Source organism: uncultured Draconibacterium sp., assembly GCF_913063105.1.
In the GTDB taxonomy this organism is placed as follows: Bacteria; Bacteroidota; Bacteroidia; order Bacteroidales; family Prolixibacteraceae; genus Draconibacterium.
In genome coordinates, this window is record NZ_CAJXYQ010000026.1 from 1 (window position 1) to 21,438 (window position 21,438).

The 21,438-nt window shown below is 40.0% G+C and carries 19 protein-coding genes and 2 tRNA genes; 19 read left to right on the top strand and 2 right to left on the bottom strand.

Annotation, left to right across the window (positions count from 1 at the left end; all coding sequences use genetic code 11):
* Positions 1 to 325 precede the first annotated feature (325 nt).
* The 7 genes from QZ574_RS18065 to QZ574_RS18095 all read left to right on the top strand — a co-directional run bounded on the left by QZ574_RS18065 (position 326) and on the right by QZ574_RS18095 (position 7,775).
* Positions 326 to 877 (top strand): DUF4199 domain-containing protein, encoded by a 552-nt coding sequence (locus QZ574_RS18065; protein ID WP_297092151.1) that lies wholly within the window; start codon positions 326 to 328, stop codon positions 875 to 877.
* Between the two features lie 21 nt (positions 878 to 898).
* Positions 899 to 1,855 (top strand): glycosyltransferase family 2 protein, encoded by a 957-nt coding sequence (locus QZ574_RS18070; RefSeq protein ID WP_297092152.1) that lies wholly within the window; start codon positions 899 to 901, stop codon positions 1,853 to 1,855.
* Positions 1,856 to 1,869: 14 nt separating this feature from the next.
* Entirely contained in the window at positions 1,870 to 2,712 is an 843-nt protein-coding gene (locus tag QZ574_RS18075) for a hypothetical protein (RefSeq protein ID WP_297092154.1), read from the top strand.
* A gap of 214 nt (positions 2,713 to 2,926) precedes the next feature.
* Positions 2,927 to 4,672: an ABC transporter ATP-binding protein gene (locus tag QZ574_RS18080; protein ID WP_297092156.1), complete on the top strand. Its 1,746-nt coding sequence runs from the start codon at positions 2,927 to 2,929 to the stop codon at positions 4,670 to 4,672.
* Entirely contained in the window at positions 4,662 to 6,425 is a 1,764-nt protein-coding gene (locus QZ574_RS18085) for an ABC transporter ATP-binding protein (protein ID WP_297092158.1), read from the top strand. Before QZ574_RS18080 ends, QZ574_RS18085 begins: the two co-directional genes overlap by 11 nt.
* A gap of 81 nt (positions 6,426 to 6,506) precedes the next feature.
* Complete coding sequence (locus QZ574_RS18090) at positions 6,507 to 7,160, top strand: DUF4159 domain-containing protein (RefSeq protein WP_297092160.1); 654 nt, start codon at positions 6,507 to 6,509, stop codon at positions 7,158 to 7,160.
* Between the two features lie 36 nt (positions 7,161 to 7,196).
* Positions 7,197 to 7,775: a flavodoxin family protein gene (locus QZ574_RS18095; protein WP_297092162.1), complete on the top strand. Its 579-nt coding sequence runs from the start codon at positions 7,197 to 7,199 to the stop codon at positions 7,773 to 7,775.
* A 28-nt stretch (positions 7,776 to 7,803) separates the two neighbouring features.
* On the opposite strand, the gene mazG is transcribed toward QZ574_RS18095, so the two are convergent.
* Positions 7,804 to 8,580: a nucleoside triphosphate pyrophosphohydrolase gene (mazG, locus tag QZ574_RS18100; protein ID WP_297092164.1), complete on the bottom strand. Its 777-nt coding sequence runs from the start codon at positions 8,578 to 8,580 to the stop codon at positions 7,804 to 7,806.
* Between the two features lie 131 nt (positions 8,581 to 8,711).
* Between mazG and QZ574_RS18105 the strand changes: the two genes are divergently transcribed.
* The 10 genes from QZ574_RS18105 (at position 8,712) to QZ574_RS18150 (ending at position 20,128) form a co-directional block, all read left to right on the top strand.
* A complete protein-coding gene (locus QZ574_RS18105) occupies positions 8,712 to 8,861 on the top strand; it encodes a PspC domain-containing protein (RefSeq protein ID WP_297092166.1) in 150 nt (49 codons plus the stop codon).
* A 134-nt stretch (positions 8,862 to 8,995) separates the two neighbouring features.
* Positions 8,996 to 9,973 (top strand): PhoH family protein, encoded by a 978-nt coding sequence (locus QZ574_RS18110; RefSeq protein WP_297092168.1) that lies wholly within the window; start codon positions 8,996 to 8,998, stop codon positions 9,971 to 9,973.
* A gap of 173 nt (positions 9,974 to 10,146) precedes the next feature.
* Positions 10,147 to 11,100, top strand: a complete 954-nt coding sequence (locus QZ574_RS18115) for a phosphoribosylaminoimidazolesuccinocarboxamide synthase (protein WP_297092170.1) — start codon at positions 10,147 to 10,149, stop codon at positions 11,098 to 11,100.
* 116 nt (positions 11,101 to 11,216) lie between these two features.
* Positions 11,217 to 12,695: a hypothetical protein gene (locus tag QZ574_RS18120; RefSeq protein WP_297092172.1), complete on the top strand. Its 1,479-nt coding sequence runs from the start codon at positions 11,217 to 11,219 to the stop codon at positions 12,693 to 12,695.
* A 61-nt stretch (positions 12,696 to 12,756) separates the two neighbouring features.
* Positions 12,757 to 13,257: a TlpA disulfide reductase family protein gene (locus QZ574_RS18125; protein WP_297092174.1), complete on the top strand. Its 501-nt coding sequence runs from the start codon at positions 12,757 to 12,759 to the stop codon at positions 13,255 to 13,257.
* A gap of 138 nt (positions 13,258 to 13,395) precedes the next feature.
* Positions 13,396 to 15,114, top strand: coding sequence for a S8 family serine peptidase (locus QZ574_RS18130; RefSeq protein WP_297092176.1), 1,719 nt, complete (start codon positions 13,396 to 13,398; stop codon positions 15,112 to 15,114).
* 232 nt (positions 15,115 to 15,346) lie between these two features.
* The gene (locus QZ574_RS18135; protein WP_297092178.1) at positions 15,347 to 16,558 is read left to right on the top strand and encodes a S8 family serine peptidase; all 1,212 of its coding nucleotides are present in this window, start codon (positions 15,347 to 15,349) and stop codon (positions 16,556 to 16,558) included.
* Between the two features lie 138 nt (positions 16,559 to 16,696).
* Positions 16,697 to 17,725: a rhodanese-related sulfurtransferase gene (locus QZ574_RS18140; RefSeq protein ID WP_297092180.1), complete on the top strand. Its 1,029-nt coding sequence runs from the start codon at positions 16,697 to 16,699 to the stop codon at positions 17,723 to 17,725.
* Between the two features lie 40 nt (positions 17,726 to 17,765).
* Positions 17,766 to 18,743 (top strand): tRNA-dihydrouridine synthase, encoded by a 978-nt coding sequence (locus QZ574_RS18145; RefSeq protein ID WP_297092182.1) that lies wholly within the window; start codon positions 17,766 to 17,768, stop codon positions 18,741 to 18,743.
* 134 nt (positions 18,744 to 18,877) lie between these two features.
* Positions 18,878 to 20,128 carry a PQQ-binding-like beta-propeller repeat protein gene (locus QZ574_RS18150; protein WP_297092184.1) on the top strand — a complete coding sequence of 417 codons (1,251 nt, stop codon included), beginning with the start codon at positions 18,878 to 18,880 and terminating at the stop codon, positions 20,126 to 20,128.
* On the opposite strand, the gene folE is transcribed toward QZ574_RS18150, so the two are convergent.
* The gene (gene folE, locus QZ574_RS18155) at positions 20,125 to 20,832 is read right to left on the bottom strand and encodes a GTP cyclohydrolase I FolE (protein WP_297092185.1); all 708 of its coding nucleotides are present in this window, start codon (positions 20,830 to 20,832) and stop codon (positions 20,125 to 20,127) included. The genes QZ574_RS18150 and folE overlap by 4 nt on opposite strands.
* Before the next feature lie 425 nt (positions 20,833 to 21,257).
* Here folE and QZ574_RS18160 point away from each other — a divergent pair.
* A tRNA-Ser gene (locus QZ574_RS18160) sits at positions 21,258 to 21,345 on the top strand.
* Positions 21,346 to 21,359: 14 nt separating this feature from the next.
* A tRNA-Pro gene (locus QZ574_RS18165) sits at positions 21,360 to 21,434 on the top strand.
* The last annotated feature ends 4 nt before the right edge of the window (positions 21,435 to 21,438 follow it).

Here is a 21,438-nt window from a genome sequence, read left to right on the forward strand (position 1 = left end):
TCCGACCCTGGGGGGATTCAGCAGGAGCTGGTCGCACAGGACTTACCCGGCGACAAAAGTAGAAAATTTTGTTCTTCTGCCAAACAAATTTTTCGCCCTACGTAATTTTATTCGATGCATAAATACATATTAGATTGAAAATGAATAACAAGCAAAAATTTTTTTTAGCAAAAAAGCGAACGTTTTCTTTTATTCGAAAGATCTGAAGGCAATGTGCTAAGTTGATTTTACCATTTGAAACCGGAAAATTGTAAGTATATTCGGAATTACATTATTGCAATAAAAAATCATTTATATTTGTCGAACCTTAATAAAAACTAACATTATGGAACAAAAATCTTCTCCACTAGTAAAATCGTCGTTAACCTATGGTACGTACCTCGGACTAATTTCAATTCTTATTTCAGTAGTAATTTGGGCAGGTAGCATAATGGAATCAATGGGGCTGTTTGGCTCGGCCATTATTGGTATACTTATGCTGGTTATTAATTTTGTATTGATGCTGATTTTTGCAAAAAGCTACCGGAATAAAGAGTTTGGAGGTTATATAAGTTTTGCTGATGTATTTAAATTCATGCTGCTGGTTGTGGTAGTTTCTACAGTTATTTCTATCGTTTACAACTATATATTCCATTCGTTTATAGCACCCGACTATATGGAAAACTTAATGGCGGTAATGCAACAAAAAACCATGGCTTTTATGGAAAGTAAAGGTGTGCCTGAGGCTCAGATTGACAAAGCACTTGAAAAATTTGAAGAAAGTCCAAGCATATTAAAAACATTGCGCCAAACCGCCCTTAACGGATTAATTTTTGGGGTGATAGTTGGTTTAATTGTTTCGGCTATTGTTAAAAAGAAAGTTGAAGATTCATATTAATAAATAAAACAAAAAGGTTTAATGGACATTTCCGTAGTTATTCCCCTGTTTAATGAAGAAGAATCGCTTCCCGAACTGGCATCGTGGATTAAAAAAGTGATGGAGGAAAATAATTTCACTTATGAAATTATGATGATTGATGATGGAAGCCGCGACGATTCGTGGAAAGTAGTTGAGCAGCTTCAGCAAGAAAATCCCTTTATAAAAGGAATAAAATTCAGGCGTAACTACGGAAAGTCTGCGGCCTTGTTTTGTGGCTTCGAAGCTGTACAGGGCGATGTGGTAATAACCATGGATGCCGACCTTCAGGATAGTCCGGATGAAATTCCGGAGCTTTATCGCATGATAAAGGAAAAAGGTTATGATTTGGTTTCGGGCTGGAAGAAAAAACGTTTCGACCCCGTACTTACCAAAAACCTGCCCAGCAAATTGTACAACTGGACCGTTAGGCGCATGACGGGCATTAAGCTGCACGATATGAACTGCGGATTAAAAGCTTATCGGAAAAATGTAGTAAAAAGCATTGAAGTGTACGGCGAAATGCATCGTTATATTCCGGTATTGGCCAAATGGGCAGGTTATAAAAATATTGGCGAAAAAGTAGTTGTACATGCCGAACGAAAATATGGCATCACCAAATTTGGTTTTGAACGTTTTGTGCGTGGCCCGCTTGATTTGTTGTCGGTAATGTTTATTTCGCGTTTTGTAAAACGGCCCATGCACTTTTTTGGCATTTTAGGAGCCCTTATATTTTTTATTGGTCTGGCTGCAGCAGCTTATCTCGGCATTCAAAAAATTATTCAGCTCAACCAGGGAATAACAGGCCACCTGATAACCGACAGTCCTTATTTCTACATCGCACTAACATCGATGATAATCGGGGCGCAATTTTTTCTGGCAGGGTTCCTGGGCGAATTGGTTTCCAGAAGTTCAAGTGAACGCAATAAATACCAAATCGATATAAAAACTTTCAAGTAAAGCGCTATTTTTTGATGGAAAAAAAAGAGATACGTTTTCGCCAAAAAAGAGAGCTTGGCGATATCATTTCCGACTCGTTTGATTTTTTGAAACAGGAAGCCAAACCCCTTCTACGCATGATTGTTTTATATGTGTTGCCTTTTGTTGTTTTATATGCAGGTGCACAAGTTTATTTTCAACGCAATGTATTAAGTAATCTCAACCTTAACGATCCGGAAGCACTAATGGCCAATATCGGGCCATTCTATCTCAACCTGTTTATATTTATGTTTTTTGGTTTATTTGTTCAATCGCTTCTAATTGGCACTTTCTACACCTACCTTGAAGCTTACATTAAACAAGGAAAAGGAAATTTTCAACTTACTGATATCAGTCAAAAATTTTTCACAAACAGTTTACTGGCTCTTGGTGCCAATTTTGTTTTTGCTTTAATTGTTTTTGCCGGGGCAATGTTGTGCCTGCTTCCCGGGTTATATTTTGCCAACACCCTCTCGCTTGTTGTTTTTATTTTCATTTTCGAGAAAAAAGGCTTGAGCAATGCGCTAAGTCGTTCGTGGCAGTTGGTAAACAGCAGTTGGTGGAACACCTTACTTTTAAACTTAATTGCTGTCATTATTCTCTTTACTGTTAGTCTCGTTCTATCAACTCCTTCAATGGTTATGGGCATTTCATCCAGCATATTTTCAACAGAAATAAGCAATCCCATTGACTATCCAAGCTGGTTTTGGGTAATAAATGCCTTGTCAACAACAATAACAACTACTTTGCTTGTTATTCCGTTTACTTTTCAGGCGTTTCAGTATTTCAATCTTGCCGAACGCACCGATAGCACAACTACTTTAACTCCTCAAGAATAAAAGTTCTTCCAATTTTTCAAGGTCACAAAAAACAAAGAGTGCGTTTTTTACTGGTGCAATTTACTTTTGTTTCAGAAAATTTCTTTTAAAGTTTCTGACTATCAAAACATTACACCGCCAACCGCTAAAGTTTGTAAAATTAATCATCATCGGTTTAATCATTTTCGATGCTGGTCGGTTATAATTGGGTAAATTTGCACCACATTTTTTCAGCATGCGAAAAACGCCAAATAAAAAAACAAAGGCAAAGCAAGGAGAAGGATTATTTCAGATACTTGGTCCCTACAAACTTTTGGTGGGCACATTAACTGTAATGGCTCTGGCCGGAAGTGGAATAAACCTGTTTATTCCGGGAATTATTGCCCGAGGCATCGATTCTTTTACAGCCAACCATTTTAATGCAAGCGCAATTGCCACCGAATTTATTCTTGCGGCTTTTGGTATTTTTCTTTTTACATTTTTACAAGGTGTAGTACAAACCTTAACCTCCGAAAAAGTAGCCAGGGATTTACGGAACAAGCTGGCCGACAAAATTTCGCAACAAAGCTATTCGTACGTTATAAAAGCAAATCCTTCAAAACTGTTAACCAATATGACCTCCGATATGGATTCGGTAAAAATGTTTGTTTCACAGGCATTTGTATCCATTGCATCTTCTCTGTTTGTGATTATTGGGGTGGCCGTTTTACTTATCTCCATTAACTGGAAACTGGCCCTTGCTGTACTAACCATTGTCCCTATACTTTCGGTAGCATTTTATATTGTATTTAAAAAGGTGAAGGTGCTTTTTAAGAAAAGTCGCGAAATAATTGATGCCCTCAACCGGGTTATAAATGAAAGTATTTTGGGCTCGGCACTTATTCGGGTTTTAAACTCGCAACAACCGGAAATACTAAAATTTGCAGAAAAAAATGTTGAATCGCGGGATTTAGGGTTGGCAATTGTGCGCCTCTTCTCGATTTTAGTGCCAATTGTAACTTTTGTAGCCAACTTTGCTATTGTAATTATTTTGGCACTTGGGGGGCATTATGTGGTTTTAGGAACACTAACACTTGGTAATTTTGCGGCTTTTAACAGCTATGTAATGATGCTAATTTTCCCAATAATGATGATTGGCTTTATGAGCAACATTATTGCCTCGGCAACAGCATCAAACAACAGAATTCAACAGGTTTTGAATTCTACATTACCGATTGACCGCGGAACGACAACATCAGCAATTAATGGAAACATCAGGCTGAAAAATGTTAACCTGAGCTACGATAAAAAACCAATACTGAAAGACATTTCATTTGAAATAAAAGCCGGAAGCAAAACGGCGATAATAGGGCCAACTGCAGCCGGCAAGAGTCAACTGCTTTATTTGCTTACTAACCTTATTCCGCCCGACTCAGGAGAAATTACCATCGACAACATACAGGCAAAAGATTATGCCAGCGAGGTTTTAAACCGACAGGTTGGCTTTGTTTTTCAGGATAACGTAATTTTTAACCTCAGCCTGAAAGAAAACGTGGCCTTTAACGATAATGTTTCAGACGAGGATATGCAGAAAGCTATAGCAACGGCCGAACTGCTTGAATTCACAAATAGCCTTCCTAAAAAACTCGATACAATTGCTTCTGAGCGGGGAACCAGTTTATCGGGCGGGCAAAAACAGCGCATTATGCTGGCTCGTGCCCTGGCTCTTAATCCCAAAGTATTGCTGCTCGACGATTTTACCTCGCGCGTTGACCGAAAAACTGAAGATAAAATACTGGCCAATATTCATAAAAATTACCCGAAGCTTACCCTGGTTTCCGTAACACAAAAAATTGCGCCTGTAAAAGATTTTGATCAGATAATATTACTGATGGAAGGCGAAGTAATTGCATGTGGCAAACACAATGAACTGAAAGAAAATTCGCCGGAATATATTCAGATTTACAATTCACAAAAAAGCACCAATCATTATGAATTATAGTCTGGATAACAAATCAGCGCAGGGCAAAAAGAAACGCCCCTTACTCGCCTCGCTAAAAAAACTGGTGGCTATTATTAGCGATGAACGGCGCAACCTTATTATTGCATTTTTTGCCATAACGGTAAATGCCGCACTTAGTTTGGCCGGCGCCTATGTAATTGGATACACCATCGATAATTATGTGCAAAACAAAGACTACCACGGAGTGTTGCTCTTTGCAGGAATTTTGCTTGCCATGTACATTATTGCGTTTTTTGTAAACTATGCGCAAATGATAATGATGGGGGGCATTGGGCAACGTATGCTGTACAGCCTACGCAACTCGGTATTTAATAAACTACAGGAACTGCCGCTTGATTTTTTCAACCAGAATAAATCGGGCGACCTGATATCGCGAATAAACAACGATACCCAAAAAGTAAACGAGTTCTTTTCACAATCGTTAATGCGTTTTATTGGCGGAATTATTACAATGACCGGTGCAGGAATTTTACTTTTGGCTATTAACCTGCCGCTGGGTTTGGCAGCGCTCTCGCCTGCCCTTTTCCTTCTGGTTTTCACAAAAATTATTTCGCCCTGGATACGCCGCAAAAACGAGGCGAGTCTTGAAAGTCTGGGGAATCTTTCGGCTGAAATACAGGAAAGCCTGGCCAACTTTAAGGTAGTGGTGGCTTTTAACCGCCGCGATTATTTTCGAGACCGTTTTATGAAAGTCAACCACGAAAATTATAAGCGTTCGGTTTATGCCGGCATTGCCAATAATGTGCTTAACCCCGTTTATACTTTTGCGGCCAATATTGGTCAGCTTATTGTTTTGGCACTGGGTATTTACCTTATCATTCAGGGCAGTTTCACCGTTGGCTTACTCATAAGTTTTATCGCTTATGTAATGAACTTTTACAATCCTTTGCGACAACTGGCCATACTTTGGGCTAATTTTCAACAGGCACTGGCCGCCTGGGATCGTATCGCTTATTTGCTTTCGCTCGAGAGCAACCTGGAAGTTACAGAAGAAACAGAAATACATAAAAACACATCGCTGGTACATTTTAAAAATGTTTCGTTTAGCTACCCAAATGGCAAAGAGGTGCTGCACAAAGTAAGTTTCAACCTCGAACGCGGAAAAACCTATGCTTTTATTGGTCCAACCGGAGGTGGAAAAACAACTACGGCCTCGTTAATTGCCCGTTTGTATGATGCCACAAAAGGCACATTGCTGCTTAATGGCCGCGATATAAAATCATACAAAGCAGCGGAAAGGGCAGCAAAAATTGGTGTTATTCTTCAGGAGCCAATTCTTTTTTCGGGCAACGTAAGAGAAAATATTCTTTACGGCAACGAAGCTTTACAGGCTATGAGCAACAAGGAGCTGGAAAATTCACTTCAGGAAGCAGGACTGGGAAGTTTGCTGCAGCGATTCGACCGCGGACTGGAAACGCCAATACAGATTACCGGTGAAGGAATTAGCCTGGGACAAAAACAGCTTATTGCTTTTATGCGTGCTATTTTACGCAAACCAGAACTTCTTATTTTAGACGAAGCAACAGCAAATATCGATACGGTAACCGAAAAGCAACTGGAAGCAATTATTAACAATCTGCCCAATTCAACTACTAAAGTTATCATTGCTCACCGCTTAAACACCATTGAAAATGCCGACGAGATCTTTTTTGTAAACTCGGGTGAAATAACAGCTGCCGGATCTTTTAACAAAGCACTTGATTTGCTGATGCAAGGAATAAATGAAAGTTAAACCTCTGCTCAATTCTCAACTAGTTAACAATAGCATTTTTTCATCTCGGCGAGGAATCGTATTTTTCGGAAAATTTTAATCATGCGAATTTCATTTCTGTTCCTGGTCTTGCTGATAACGCTTGGATCTGCAGCGCAAAACAGCAGCGTAAAAATTGCGCTGTTAAAATATAGCGGTGGTGGCGACTGGTATTCCGACCCAACAGCGTTGCCCAATTTAATTGAATTTTGCAACAATAACATCCAAACCAATATCAGCCCCGAGCCATCAACCATTGAAATTGGCAGTCCTGAAATTTTTAATTTCCCTTTCGTTCACCTTACCGGGCATGGCAACATAATTTTATCGGAAAACGATGCCATAAACCTAAAGGTTTACCTCGAAGGTGGTGGGTTTTTACACATCGATGACAATTACGGCCTTGATGAATATATTCGGCGCGAAATGAAAAAAGTATTTCCCGACAAAGCGTTTATTGAACTGCCACCTTCGCACGCCGTATTTCACCAGAAATATTCGTTTAACGAAGGAATACCCAAAATTCACGAACACGATAATAAAACACCACAGGCATTTGGCCTTTTTATTGAAAACCGCATGGTGTGTTTGTACACCTACGAAACCGATCTTGGCGATGGCTGGGAAGACCCGGACGTACACAACGACCCGGATGACCTGCGACAAAAAGCCTTGCAAATGGGCGCTAACATTATTGCCTTTGTATTCGGACAATAAACTATTTAGAAAATTTAAAATCTATCAATTTATTAAATGAAAATAGTTGCAATTAACGGAAGCCCAAGAAAAAACGGAAATACATCCTTGCTCATTGAAGAGATGTTTAAAATCTTTCAGGCTGAAGGTTTTGAAACCGAGGTGGTTCAGCTGGGCAACAAACCGGTTCATGGCTGCACAGCCTGTGGTAAATGCCGCGAAATACAAGACCGTAAATGCCATATTAAAAATAACCTGCTGAATGTTTGTATTGAAAAAATGATTGAAGCCGATGGAATTATCCTTGGTTCGCCCGTGTATTTTTCGGATGTTACTACCGAAATAAAAGCGCTGATGGACGTTGCCGGTTATGTTACCCGCGGCAACGGACATTTATTAAAACGAAAAGTTGGTGCAGGAATTATTTCTGTTCGCAGGGGTGGTGCATTACCCACCTTTGATACCATGAACCGATTTTTCCTGATTAACCAAATGATTGTTCCGGGCTCGAGTTATTGGAATTTTGCTTTTGGTAAAAACAAAGGCGGTGTGCTAAAGGATGAAGAAGGTATTCAGACCATACGCATCCTTGCCGAAAACATGAGCTGGCTGCTGAAAAAGATTAAAACAGATTAGTATTTGATTTGCGGCTTTAAGCGCCGGTTTATTCTTGCTTTTTAGCTTCTTCCCAAATCACATCCATTTCGGCCAGACTCATATCGTGCAGGCTTTTTCCCTGCAGCAGCGTTTTACTTTCAAGAAAATTAAAGCGTTTAATAAATTTTAGGTTGGTACGTTCCAGAGCTGCTTCCGGATCAATTCCATACAAACGGGCAGCATTAACCACAGCAAAAAGCAAATCGCCAAATTCGGCCTCCATTTTATCGGTGTCGGCTTTGTCAATTTCGTGGTTTAACTCTTCAACTTCCTCTTTCACCTTGTCCCAAACCTGCTCTTTGTATTCCCAATCAAAACCCACTCCGCGGGCTTTTTCCTGAATACGATTAGCTTTTACCAAAGCAGGCATAGCTGCAGGCACACCTTCCAAAACGCGCTTGTTTCCACCTTTCTCTTTCAATTTTAGCGCCTCCCAGTTTTCAGCCACTTTATCGGCCGAGCCATCAACGTCAACATCGCCAAAAATATGTGGATGCCGATAAATCAGCTTTTCGTTTATTCCTTCCAACACATCGCCAATATCAAAAGCCCCTTTTTCGTCGCCTATTTTGGCATAAAAAACAATGTGTAAAAGTAAATCGCCCAACTCTTTTTTTATCTCCTGCAAATCGCTTTTTAAAATGGCATCCCCCAATTCATAGGTTTCTTCAATGGTAAGTTTTCGCAACGATTCCAGGGTTTGTTTTTTATCCCAAGGACATTTCTCGCGCAGTTCATCCATTATATCCAGTAAGCGCTTAAATTCTTCAACTTTTCTTTGCATAAATCTACTTTCAAATTCTACCCGAATTTAAGTATTCCTCGCATTAACAAGACATAACTTTAGCAAAACTTTTGCAGAGTTATTAAAGAAATAATTCTATCTTGTTTGCATAATTTTTTAAACAGGTTTTTATGATTTTAGGAGTTTCAGAATGGCTTAGCGGTAAATTAGGATGGAATGTTTCAACCATTAGAATTGCTTTTGTTATAGGCGTGCTAATTTTTGGAGTTGGCTTAGGTCTGTACCTCATTCTATGGATAGTGAAAATGTTTTCGAAATAATAACGCTGGCGCAATCAATTACAATTTCCTCTTTATTTTTCCTCAAATTTAATTTTAGCGACGGATTATTCCGACTTTAGAAAGTGGCAATTAATTTTCGTAAATTTGCACTGCTCAATTTTTAAGTATTAACATTGGATAAACAAATACTACTTGAAGGAATTGATCTCCTTGAATTTTTTGGAGTAAACAATTCAAAAATAGAACTTATAAAGCGGCTTTTCCCAAAGATAAATATCACGGCACGCGGGCATGCACTCTTTATTCAGGGAGAACCAAAAGAAATTAAGGCTTTTGAAAAGAAGTTCGCTCTCCTGCTCGACCATTATTTTCAGTTTAATATACTTACCGAAGAGATTATTAACGAATTAATGGCTTCGGGAATATCAACATTGGAAGAAAACGGAAGCAACGAACCCGACATTATTGTTTTTGGCAATAGTGGAAAACCCGTGAGAGCCCGCACACCCAACCAGCGCCGATTGGTGGAGGCAAACGCAAAAAGCGATCTTATTTTTGCCATAGGCCCTGCCGGTACCGGAAAAACCTACACTGCAATTGCCCTGGCTGTCAGAGCGCTAAAAAATAAAGAAATACGCAAAATAATATTAAGCCGTCCGGCTGTTGAGGCCGGTGAGAACCTCGGATTTCTTCCGGGCGATTTAAAAGACAAAATTGATCCTTACCTGCAACCGCTTTACGATGCCCTGCAAGATATGATTCCGGCTAAAAAACTGGAAGAATTTATGAAAGACGGAACCATACAAATTGCCCCGCTCGCCTTTATGCGCGGACGTACACTCAGCAATGCCTATGTTATTTTAGACGAAGCCCAGAATACCACCGTTAACCAGTTAAAAATGTTTTTAACGCGAATGGGAATGAATGCTAAATTTATAATTACCGGCGACATCACCCAAATAGACCTGCCCCGCAAAAGCAACTCGGGTTTGGTTCAGGCACTAAAAATTTTGAAAGGGATTAAAAGTATATCAACCATATATTTTGATAAAAAAGATATTGTGCGGCACAAACTGGTGCGCGATATTGTTGAAGCTTACGATAAACATGCTGATGAGCATGCACACACAAAAACGGCTGTGAAGGAATAAAATGTTCACAACATAAACGCAAGGAATACAAACATTTATACCACAATATATTTTTGGGGTTTTGCCTGTTAAAAACTTAAACAAAAACGGTATAAATTTGTATTAAAACTGAGTTCTAAATCATTGTTACTATACATACCGAAATTCATCAACAAATAAATATTCAATAAAAAATGGGCAACGCACTTACAAAAACAGCTTTTAATTTTCCGGGGCAAAAAAGCCATTATAAAGGAAAGGTTCGCGACGTTTACAACATTAACGACGATTTTTTGGTAATGGTCGTTTCCGATCGTATTTCAGCATTCGATGTGGTTCTTCCGAAAGGAATTCCTTTTAAGGGACAGGTACTTAACCAAATTGCAGAAAAATTTCTGGATGCCACTGCCGACATTGTTCCAAACTGGAAAATTGCAACACCTGACCCGAACGTTACAGTAGGTCATTTTTGCGAAACATTTCCGGTTGAAATGATTGTGCGCGGATACTTAACCGGAAGCTCGTGGCGCCTGTACAAAAATGGCGGTCGCGATATTTGCGGCGTTCCACTTCCCGAAGGTTTAAAAGAACACCAGGCCTTTCCGGAGCCGCTGTTAACACCAACTACAAAGGCTGAGCAAGGTGCTCACGACGAAAATATTTCGAGAGAAGAGATTATAAAACAAGGCCTGGTTTCTGAAGAAGACTATGTGGAACTGGAGCGTATTTCGCTTGAACTATTTAAACGTGGTAGCGAAATTGCCAAAGAAATGGGATTAATACTGGTGGATACCAAATACGAGTTTGGTAAAAAAGATGGCCAGATTTACCTGATTGATGAGATTCACACACCCGACTCGTCGCGTTATTTTTACGCCGATGGTTACCAGGAACGATTTGATAAAGGCGAAAACCAGAAGCAGCTTTCGAAAGAATTTGTACGCGAATGGTTAATGGAAAATAATTTCCAGGGGCGCGAAGGCGATGTTTTACCCGAAATTCCGGAAGAATTTGTAAACCAGGTATCGGAACGCTACATTGAGCTTTACGAAAGTATTACCGGCGATAAATTTGTAAAATCGGATACTACAAAAATTGAAGAGCGCATTGAAAATGCCGTCAACGATTTTTTAAAAAAACAAGCATAAAAAACACCACTTGCCAATAAACTGAAACACCTGCTTAAAATGAGCGGGTGTTTTTGTTTCTAATATTTATTGTTAACTTCCCATCATTTAACACAAACAAAAAAGCCAAAACCAATATGTTAAAACCTCTTATTATAAGCATCATTCTTCTGTTCAGCTTTCAAACAATTTATGCCCAGAAAAAATACATTAACCGAAAAGTTGCCCAAAAAAATTATGATGGCTACCTGTTAATGACTGAAAAGAAATACCACGAGGCACTTCAGCTTTTTGATGAAGCCATTAGCGATGACTCCGAAGCCTTTTTTATTTATCAAAACAGGGCACTTTGTAAACTGCATTTAAAAGATACCATTGGTGCCATTGCTGATTTCAAAACGAACATTAACCTGGAACCAAATAATGCTGAAACCCGGTATGCCCTGGGTAACATTTATAAACACTGGAAAGATTCGGCAAATGCCATCAACTATTTTGTGCCGGCCATTGAAATAGCTGCAGAAGATTTTAGCCAGACAAAACTGGTTTACATGAGCCAGTTTGCCGGAAACTATTATCGGTTAAACGAGAAATACGATTCGGCACTGGTGTTTTATAACCGGGTTAAACAGTATACGCCCGAAAATGCTTCGGTTTATATTAATTGTGCCGTGTGCAGTTTTTACCTTGATAGCCTTGATAAATTCTGTGCCAATCTGGAAAAAGCATTTGTACTGGGAGGCGATATAAACTGTATTGCTTTAAGTGCTTATTGCAATGGCTGCACCCATTTACTGGAAGCACGGGGCCACACTGATACACTTTCGAGAGCGCTCGACACAAGATTAGCTGGTATTATTTCGGATACGATATACTATCGGCAACCGAAAAATCGACCTTATGATTTTTGGGAAAAAGACAACAACCGAAAGGTAAAAGTATACTTTAACGAAAACTGGCAGATTTGTTTACCCGAGAAGGCCAGCTATTACCGGGAAGCCTTCTGGACCAAAGCTCTTAATAATTTTGGAGGAGAATTTAAAGATTACTATATCACCGGAGAACTTTTTGCAACAGGAAGATTGGAGCGCACAAAAATTGTTGGTGATTACGCAGAATATTATAAAAACGGAAACCCTAAACTTCATGCCCAATTTAACCACACACAGCCCATTGGAATATGGAATTACTTCCTAAAAGATGGCGATTTAGACATGAAAATCATTTTTAAGAATGAGACCTTTGAAATTAAAATCATCAATAAAAACAATCCAAACGCTGAAATAACTTCCGGCACCGGATCTTTTGAAATTGTTACCGAAAAATGGAAAGACCTCTCTTTTGTGTTAAAAGGCGAGTTTTTAAAAACCAACCGCAACGGCGTATGGACCTACCAGCAAAACGATGAAATAATTCTTAAAGAAAAATACAAAAACGGGAAATTTAGAAATGGCTTTGTTGAATCAGACTTTGGCAGATTACCTTTAACGAAAAGTGGTATTCAGGGGCATATTTTTATTCCGCCCCACCTCACACAAATTACCGCATTATACTTTTCGTCTATTGAGGCAGCCAGACATTATTCATTCATAAAAAGAGTTGAAATAGAATACTAAATTTACTTTCTTCGCAATAGCTATATTTTTAAAAGTCTATTTACATTTATAAAACGGAATAATGAAACAATTATCAATACTCATTTTTATCACATTTTTTTCGTTTAGCAGCTTCGCACAAGATGCTTTCACTCTGGTTAAAGAAGGGGAATTAGCTCCCGATTTCACCATCCTGCTCGAAGATGGATCAGAAAAACAGCTTTCCGATTTAAAAGGCAAAGTGGTGTGGATAAACTTTTTTGCCGATTGGTGTCCGCCCTGCCGAAAGGAACTGCCCCACCTCGACAAGGAAGTATACGAAAAATTTAAAGACCAGGCATTTGAAGTACTGGTAATTGGCCGCGAACACGATTGGACGACGGTAAATAATTTCAAAAAAGAAAAAGGCTACAAAATGCCATTTTACCCCGACCCAAAACGCGAGATTTTTTCAAAATATGCCAAGCAAAATATCCCCCGAAATTTTATAATTGATAAACAGGGAAAAATAATTGTTTCATCAATTGGCTTCAATGAAAAGGAGTTTAAAGAAATGATTGCAAAGGTTAAAGAGTTGCTGTAATCCATAAACCCCAGTAGAAAATTGCATTTTTATAATGCATTTTATTAATCTTTTGTTTAGATAAATTATGTAAACCAAACAATTTTCCATACCTTGGATGCGATAAATGTTGTTTAATTCTAAAAACCCTTCTATTCTATGAAAAAAATGTTGTGGAAAATTGTGCCGCTCTTTTTGATGCTGGCAGTAATTCAATCGTGTAATGAAGCACTGGTAGAGACCGAATCCCCAGATGAAATGGGAATGGAGCTAAAGTCGGCTTCCAGCGAAAAACAAAGTTACATTGTAGTATTAAATGATGCTGAACTGAGTTCCGAACTTTCGAAACTTAAAGGCTACGAAAAAAAGCAGGAAAAGGTAAAAGCCACTACTGCTAAAATTTTAAAACGTGCCGGTATTACCGATGGCGAAATCGGCTATGCATACACTTCAGCGCTGCAAGGATTCTCTGTAAAATTACCTCCGGGTCAATTGAAGAAACTTGAAGCCGATCCTTCGGTTAAATATGTTGAAGAAGACCAGGTTGTAATTTTGAAACAACCAACTAATATTCTGAAAAGGCCAACTCCTACTCCGAGCGAATCAACGCCTTATGGTGTTCCGCGTGTTGGTGGTGGTGCCACATACAGCGGCTCCAATGTAGCCTGGGTATTGGATACCGGAATTGACCTGGACCATCCTGACCTAAATGTTGATGCAGGCAGAAGTGTTGCTTTCGGACAAACAACACCTGACGATGGACACGGACACGGTACACACTGCGCCGGAACCATTGCAGCTATCGATAATGAGATAGGAGTAATTGGTGTTGCAGCCGGTGCAACTGTTATTGCGGTTCGGATTTTAGATTATCGTGGCTATGGATTATCTTCTGACTGTATTGCTGGTGTTGATCACGTTGCAGCAAATGGCACTCCCGGAGATGTTGCCAACATGAGCGTTGGTTACCCCAACGAATCAGCCCTTGATCAGGCCGTTGTTAATGCTGCTAGCCAAGGTATTTTCTTTGCCGTAGCTGCCGGTAACGATGGAATGAGCATCTATGATGCTATTCAGGTTAGTCCGGGACGTGCAAACGGAACAAACTTATGGACTGTTTCGGCAATGGATATTAACGACGATTTTGCCTATTTCTCTAACTACGGTTATCCTACAGTTGATATTTGCGGCCCCGGTGTTGATGTGTATTCATGCTATTTAAATGGCGGTTATACAACAATGAGCGGAACTTCGATGGCTACACCACATGTTGCCGGTGTTCTGCTGGTTACAGGCGGTAATCCCGGTACCGATGGATACGTTGATGGCGACCCGGATGGAAATGCTGATCCAATTGCTTATATCGGAGAGGTTGCTCCTCCGGTTAACCAGGCACCAAATGCCAATTTCTCCTATTCTGTTAGCGACTTAACAGTTTCATTCGCTGATGCCAGCACCGATGACAATGGCATTACTTCATGGTCGTGGGATTTTAACGGAGAAGGTTCTTCAACGGCTCAAAATCCAAGTTTCACCTTCGGTGGTTATGGCAGCAAAACGGTTAGCTTAACCGTTTCGGATGGTGAATATACCGACACTTATACCGAAGTAATTACCTTAACCGAAGAACCAGTTGGAGGCGACATTACTTTAACTGCTGTTATGCGTAAAGTTCGTGGTATTCGTTATGTAGATTTAACCTGGAGTGGTGCAAATGGCAGCCAGATTGACGTTAAAATAAACGGTGTAACAACTACCACCATCAACAACGATGGCAGCGAAACCTTAGATATGGGAAGATCAAGCGGAACCTTTGTGTTCACAGTATGCGAAACCGATGGTTCATCCTGCTCAAACGATGTTTCACTTCTGCTCTAGAAGTTTAATAAAATAATTGGTAAACCCGGGTACTTTTATCCGGGTTTTCTTATGCCTGTACTTCCCGTAATCAGCCTATTGTCGCAACAAAAAAACGGATCAGAAACTCCTCTACAGCTCCACTTAAACATTTAAGATAAATTGGTGTTTTATTTTTAAGTCTAAAAAATGAGGGCTTTCACGAGTTTGCTTACAATATAGATCGTACAAATAAATACTAAACATGAATTTTATGAAAAACAAAGGTTTTAAAGTAATCGCCTTACTATGTATCGGCGCATTAATTTTCTCGTGTAATGACAAACTGATTACCGAAGATGCTAACGATGAGCTTCAGTTAAAAGCCGCCTCGTCAGCGAAGAAAAGCTATATCGTGGTACTCAACGATGCTGAACTCGAAAACGAGTTAACCATACTAAAAGGCTACGAGAAAAAACAGAATGCTGTAAAAGCAAAATCACAAAAGATTTTAACCCGAGCAGGAATTACTGATGGTGAACTTGGCTTTACCTATGGAACAGCTTTGAAAGGATTTTCGGTGAAAATTGCGCCGGGCCAGCTTAAAAAACTTATGGCAGACCCTTCAATTGCTTATATTGAGGAAGATAAAGTTATAGCTTTAGCCCCACCTCCGGGCAAAGGAAAACCAGATAATGGAGGAGGTGATGATGGTGGAAGTTCAAGCCAAACCGTTCCGTGGGGAATAACACGGGTTGGCGGAGCGGCTGATGGTACTGGCTTAAGGGCCTGGATTATTGATTCAGGTATCGATCTAGACCATCCCGACCTAAACGTAAATACTTCGCTTAGTCAGAGTTTCCTGTCGGGAAAAGATGCTAATAATCCCGACGACCAAAACGGGCATGGGACACATGTGGCAGGAACCGTAGCAGCCATTGATAATAACATTGGCGTTGTTGGTGTTGCTGCAGGTGCTGAAGTAATTTCTGTTAGAGTGCTCGACAGACGTGGAAGTGGCAGTTATTCGGGCGTAATAGCCGGAATCGATTATGTGGGCACGGAAGGAAAGGCAGGCGATGTCGCAAATATGAGTCTGGGAGGTGGCTTTTCGCAAGCAGTTAATGATGCGGTTGTTGCAGCATCAAAAAATGTAATCTTCGTATTGGCAGCTGGTAATGAAAGTACAGATGCTGCTTCAAAATCTCCGGCAAGTGCCAATGGCAATAACATTTACACCATTTCAGCAATGGGACAAGGCGATAACTGGGCAAGTTTTTCAAATTATGGCAATCCTCCGGTTGACTATTGTGCTCCGGGTGTAGGTATCAATTCTACCTGGAAAAACGGAGGGTACAATTCCATTAGCGGTACATCAATGGCTGCTCCACACGTAGCAGGTATTTTATTACTCGGAAACCTTTCAAGCAGTGGAACTGTAAATGGCGATCCAGATGGAAATCCTGATCCGATTGCACACCTATAAATTAAATAACAAATCTGATTAATAAACCCGGATTTAACAATTCGGGTTTTCTTTTGCTTCATTTTAAGATTTTAAGCTCTTTTTTGCTCTTTTTGTTGATTTGTGTATTTTTGCCGCGCATTTATAAACATTGCAGTTATGTTTTTATACAACCGGGTAAATAAAGAAGAACTAAAAAAAAGGCTCGCTGAAGAACGCTTTCAACGAAAAACCATTTCATTTTATCGTTATCATATTCTGGAGGATCCACAGGCATTTCGCGATGAACTTTTTCGTGACTGGTTTCCCTTGGATTGCTTTGGCCGCATTTATGTGGCTCGCGAAGGAATTAATGCACAAATGAGTGTTCCGGAGCATCACTTCGAAGCATTTCTTCAAACAATGAAAAAATACGAAATTCTGAACGAAATTCCGATAAAGTATGCCATTGAAGATGATGGTAAATCGTTTTATAAACTAACCATTAAAGTACGTCCTAAACTTGTTGCCGATGGTTTGGATGACCATGCCTACGATGTTACCAACGTTGGAAAACACCTGAGCGGGCTGGAATTCCACAACGAAATTGGCAAAGAAAACACTGTGCTTGTTGATATGCGCAACTACTACGAAAGCGAGATTGGGCATTTTGAAGGAGCCATTTGCCCCGAAGCGGATACTTTTCGGGAGGAGCTTGAAATGGTTACCGACCTGCTTGAAAACAAAAAGGACCAGAAAATACTGCTGTACTGCACCGGAGGAATTCGTTGCGAAAAAGCCAGTGCCTACCTGAAACACCAGGGTTTTAACGATGTAAACCAGTTGCATGGCGGCGTTTTGGAATATGCCCGTCAGATAAAAGCGGCAAAGCTCGATTCAAAGTTCTTAGGTAAAAACTTTGTGTTTGACGAACGTTTGGGAGAAAGTGTAAACGGCGAAATTATTTCGAAATGTCATCAGTGTGGAAAGCCCTGTGATTCGCATACCAACTGCGATAATCACGGCTGCCATATTCTATTTATCCAGTGCCCGGAGTGTGCCGAAAAATATCACGGTTGCTGCACTCCCGAATGTGCCGACGAGAAAATGCAAGACACCGGCCGTCCATCCAATTTGCGCATTGGATTTGGAAACAGTCGGAAATTCAGAAAAAGCCTTTCGTTAATGCAACTCGAGCAACAGAAATAATTGCATTGTACACTTTTATATGTTTTGGTAATTTTGCATCATGAATAATTTCTGGCAAGAACTTAATACACCAGTTTTTTCGCTGGCCCCAATGGAAGACGTTACCGATACTGTTTTTCGTGAAATTGTAATGGGCATGGCAGCTCCGCAAAAATTGCACATCGTGTTTACCGAGTTTACGTCGGTTGAAGGCATGAATCATCCGGTTGGACGAGAGCGTGTTGCGGAACGATTGATTGTAAACACTTCTGAGCAAGAGTTATTGAAAAAGCTGGGAGTTAAACTGGTGGCGCAAATTTGGGGACGCGATCCGGAGATTTACCATAACATAGCCAAATACATTACCAAAAATTACAATTTTGATGGTATTGACATTAATATGGGTTGCCCCGTAAAAAAAGTGTTTAAAATTGGTGCCTGCAGCGCATTAATTGGTGACCCCGAACGTGCAAAAGAAATTGTGCTTGCGACCAAAGAAGCCACACACCTGCCGGTTAGCGTAAAAACCCGCACCGGAATTAAAGAACATATTACCGAAAACTGGATAGCCAATTTACTGGAAGTTGATCCGGCAGCCATTATTTTGCACGGCCGTACACAGCGTATGCAATCAGAAGGCGATGCCTGTTGGGACGAAATTGCCAAAGCGGTAAAACTAAAAAACAGCTTAAAACCACATATCCCCGTTCACGGAAACGGCGATGTTTTTTCGTACCAACAAGGGATCGACCGTGTTAAACAAACCGGTGTTAACGGTGTGATGATTGGCCGGGGTATTCTCCAAAACCCCTGGTTTTTTAATCCTGAAAAAACAGAAATTACCAAAGATGAACGCATTGAAAAACTGCTTCAGCATACCCGTTTGTTTGAGCACACATGGGGTGGCATAAAAAATTTCAATATCCTAAAACGCTTTTATAAAATATACCTCAATTCATTTCCAGGAGCTGCAAAACTAAGAGCCGATTTAATGGAAGTAAAAGACTACCCGGAGGTGTATAAATATTTCAATTCATAAAATATTTCAGGCCACATTTACCTCTTTTTACCGGCTTGTTTTTTTGAAAAGCACCTTCTCCCCTGCCACAACAATTTCGGCTAAACTGTAACATTTCGAGTAAAAGTTATACCATTATTGATAAACAAAACACAATGATGAAAAACCTTTTTTTTCTTCTGATAGCAGCTTTACTATTTTCGTGCAGTTCACCCCAAACAAAAGTTTACCAGTGGCGGGGAGAAAACCGCCTGGGCATTTTTCCTGAAAACAACCTGTTAAAAATATGGCCCGAGGATGGCCCCACTGAATTATGGTATACCGAAAATATTGGCGATGGCTATGGCACTCCAACTGTTACCGAAACAGAAATTTTTATTACCGGAGCCATTGACAGCATGGCCACCTTATTTTGTATTGATTTGAGCGGCGTTATAAAATGGCAGGTGCCTTTTGGTAAAGAATGGGTTATCAATTATCCGGGATCGCGCTCGCAACCTACTGTTGTTGATGATTTAATTTACCTTGGTTCAGGAATGGGAAACCTGTTTTGCCTGAATCGATCAAATGGAGAAGTAGTTTGGGAAAAACGTTTTATGGAGGATTTTAATGGTATCTACCCGCGTTTTGGGCACTCGGAAGCACCGGTTATCGCTGGCGATAAAGTATTTTGGACCCCCGGAGGAAAAGAGTACAATGTGGTGGCTTTAAACCGTTTTACAGGCAAATTGTTTTGGAGCAACAAAGGACATGGCGAACGCTCGGGATACAATCCCGGAACGCTTATCAGACTTCCGTCGCGACAAATTTTTGTGACATTCTCGGCCTACAACATGATGGGTTTTGACACGGAAACAGGTGAGTTATTATGGACACATGCGCAAGACAACGTGCCTGTTGAAAAACGCCAGCCAGGCATGGGCGACACGCACAGTAACTGTGTTGTTTTTGATAATGGATATATATACTACGCAGCGGGCGACGGCAACGGAGGAGTTAAATTGGAACTAAACGAGGATGGTTCGGAAATTACAGAAGTTTGGCGAAATAAATATTTTGACAGTTACATGGGAGGAATTGTAAAAATTGACAACTATTTATACGGCAGTGCTACTTCTAAAAAGCTTTTCAGAAGTATTAATGCCACCACTGGCCAACTTTGCGATTCATTAAAATTAGGCTGGGGTGCCGTTATTTCAGCCGACGATATGCTTTATTACTACGGGCAAAACGGAAGCTTCTCCCTGGTAGATTTTAATGAAACAGGAAAAATGACTCAGGTGAGCAGTTTCAAAATTAACAGGGGAACAAAAGAACATTTTTCACACCCGGTAATAAAAAATGGTATTTTATACCAACGTCACGGCCAGGTTTTAATGGCATTTGATATTGGCAAAACAAATTAAAGTCCAATATATTTTAGGAATTCTGCACGGGTTTCATTCTCCTTAAACTTGCCTGAATATTCTGCCGTTACAGTACTGCTTCCCTCATCCTTTATACCGCGCGATGACACACACATATGCCTGGCATCAATAATTACGGCAACATCGTCGGTTTTTAGCACGGATTTTAGCTCGTTGGCAATTTGAACGGTTAAACGCTCCTGTACCTGCGGCCTTCGGGCATAATAATCTACTATGCGGTTTATCTTGCTCAATCCAATTACTTCGCCCGACGAGATGTAAGCTACATGAGCTTTCCCAACAATCGGCAGAAAATGATGTTCGCAAGTTGAGTTTAGATTAATATTTTTCTCCAACAACATTTCACCATATTTGAACTTATTTTCGAATACTGAAATTTTTGGTTTATTCTGAGGATTTAATCCATAAAATATTTCTTTAATAAACATTTTGGCCACACGATGTGGAGTTCCTTGTAAACTATCATCGCTTAAGTCGAGACCCATTGTTTCCATAATTTCGCGAAATTTACTTTCGATAATTTCCATTTTCTTTTCGTCTGGTAATTGAAAAGCATCCGGTCGTAAAGGAGTTTCTAACGATGTTGCCACATGATTATCTCCTATGTTATCATGTGTATCGTTTGATTTTCCGTTTCTGTTTCTCGTTGTATTTGTAAAAATTATTTCTTCCCTGTAACTCATGGCTTTCTTATTTAAATTGCTAATTGTTTAGATACAACAACAGCTTTCAAAACTTTTTGTTTAACTATTTTGACTAAATAATTAAACAGTTATTAAATTTTATCTTGCTAAAATACTGAAAGGCCAAAAGCGTTCGTCAAAAATAGCTGATAGTTAACCACATAAAACCGTTGATAATAAATTAAAGCTGGGAGTACATTTTATTTCTAAAAAGGCAGCCCAATCCCCTATCCACATTCGTTTGCACTACTTAACGACAAATGCATTTTTTTTGCCATTTTTTTTTAATTTTCTTTGCCAGTGTAAAAACAATTTCTACTTTTGCACACGCTTTAACAAAGCAACGACGTTCAAGACAATAGTGAAAGAAAGTATTAAATGGAATTCGTTTTAAAAACGAAATGAAATTTAGCACAAATACCACTGGTGAGGTGGGTGAGTGGCTGAAACCACCAGTTTGCTAAACTGGCGTACGGGTAAACTGTACCGCGGGTTCGAATCCCGCCCTCACCGCATAAAAATATTTTCGGGATGTAGCGCAGTCCGGTTAGCGCACCTGCTTTGGGAGCAGGGGGTCCCAGGTTCGAATCCTGGTATCCCGACCTA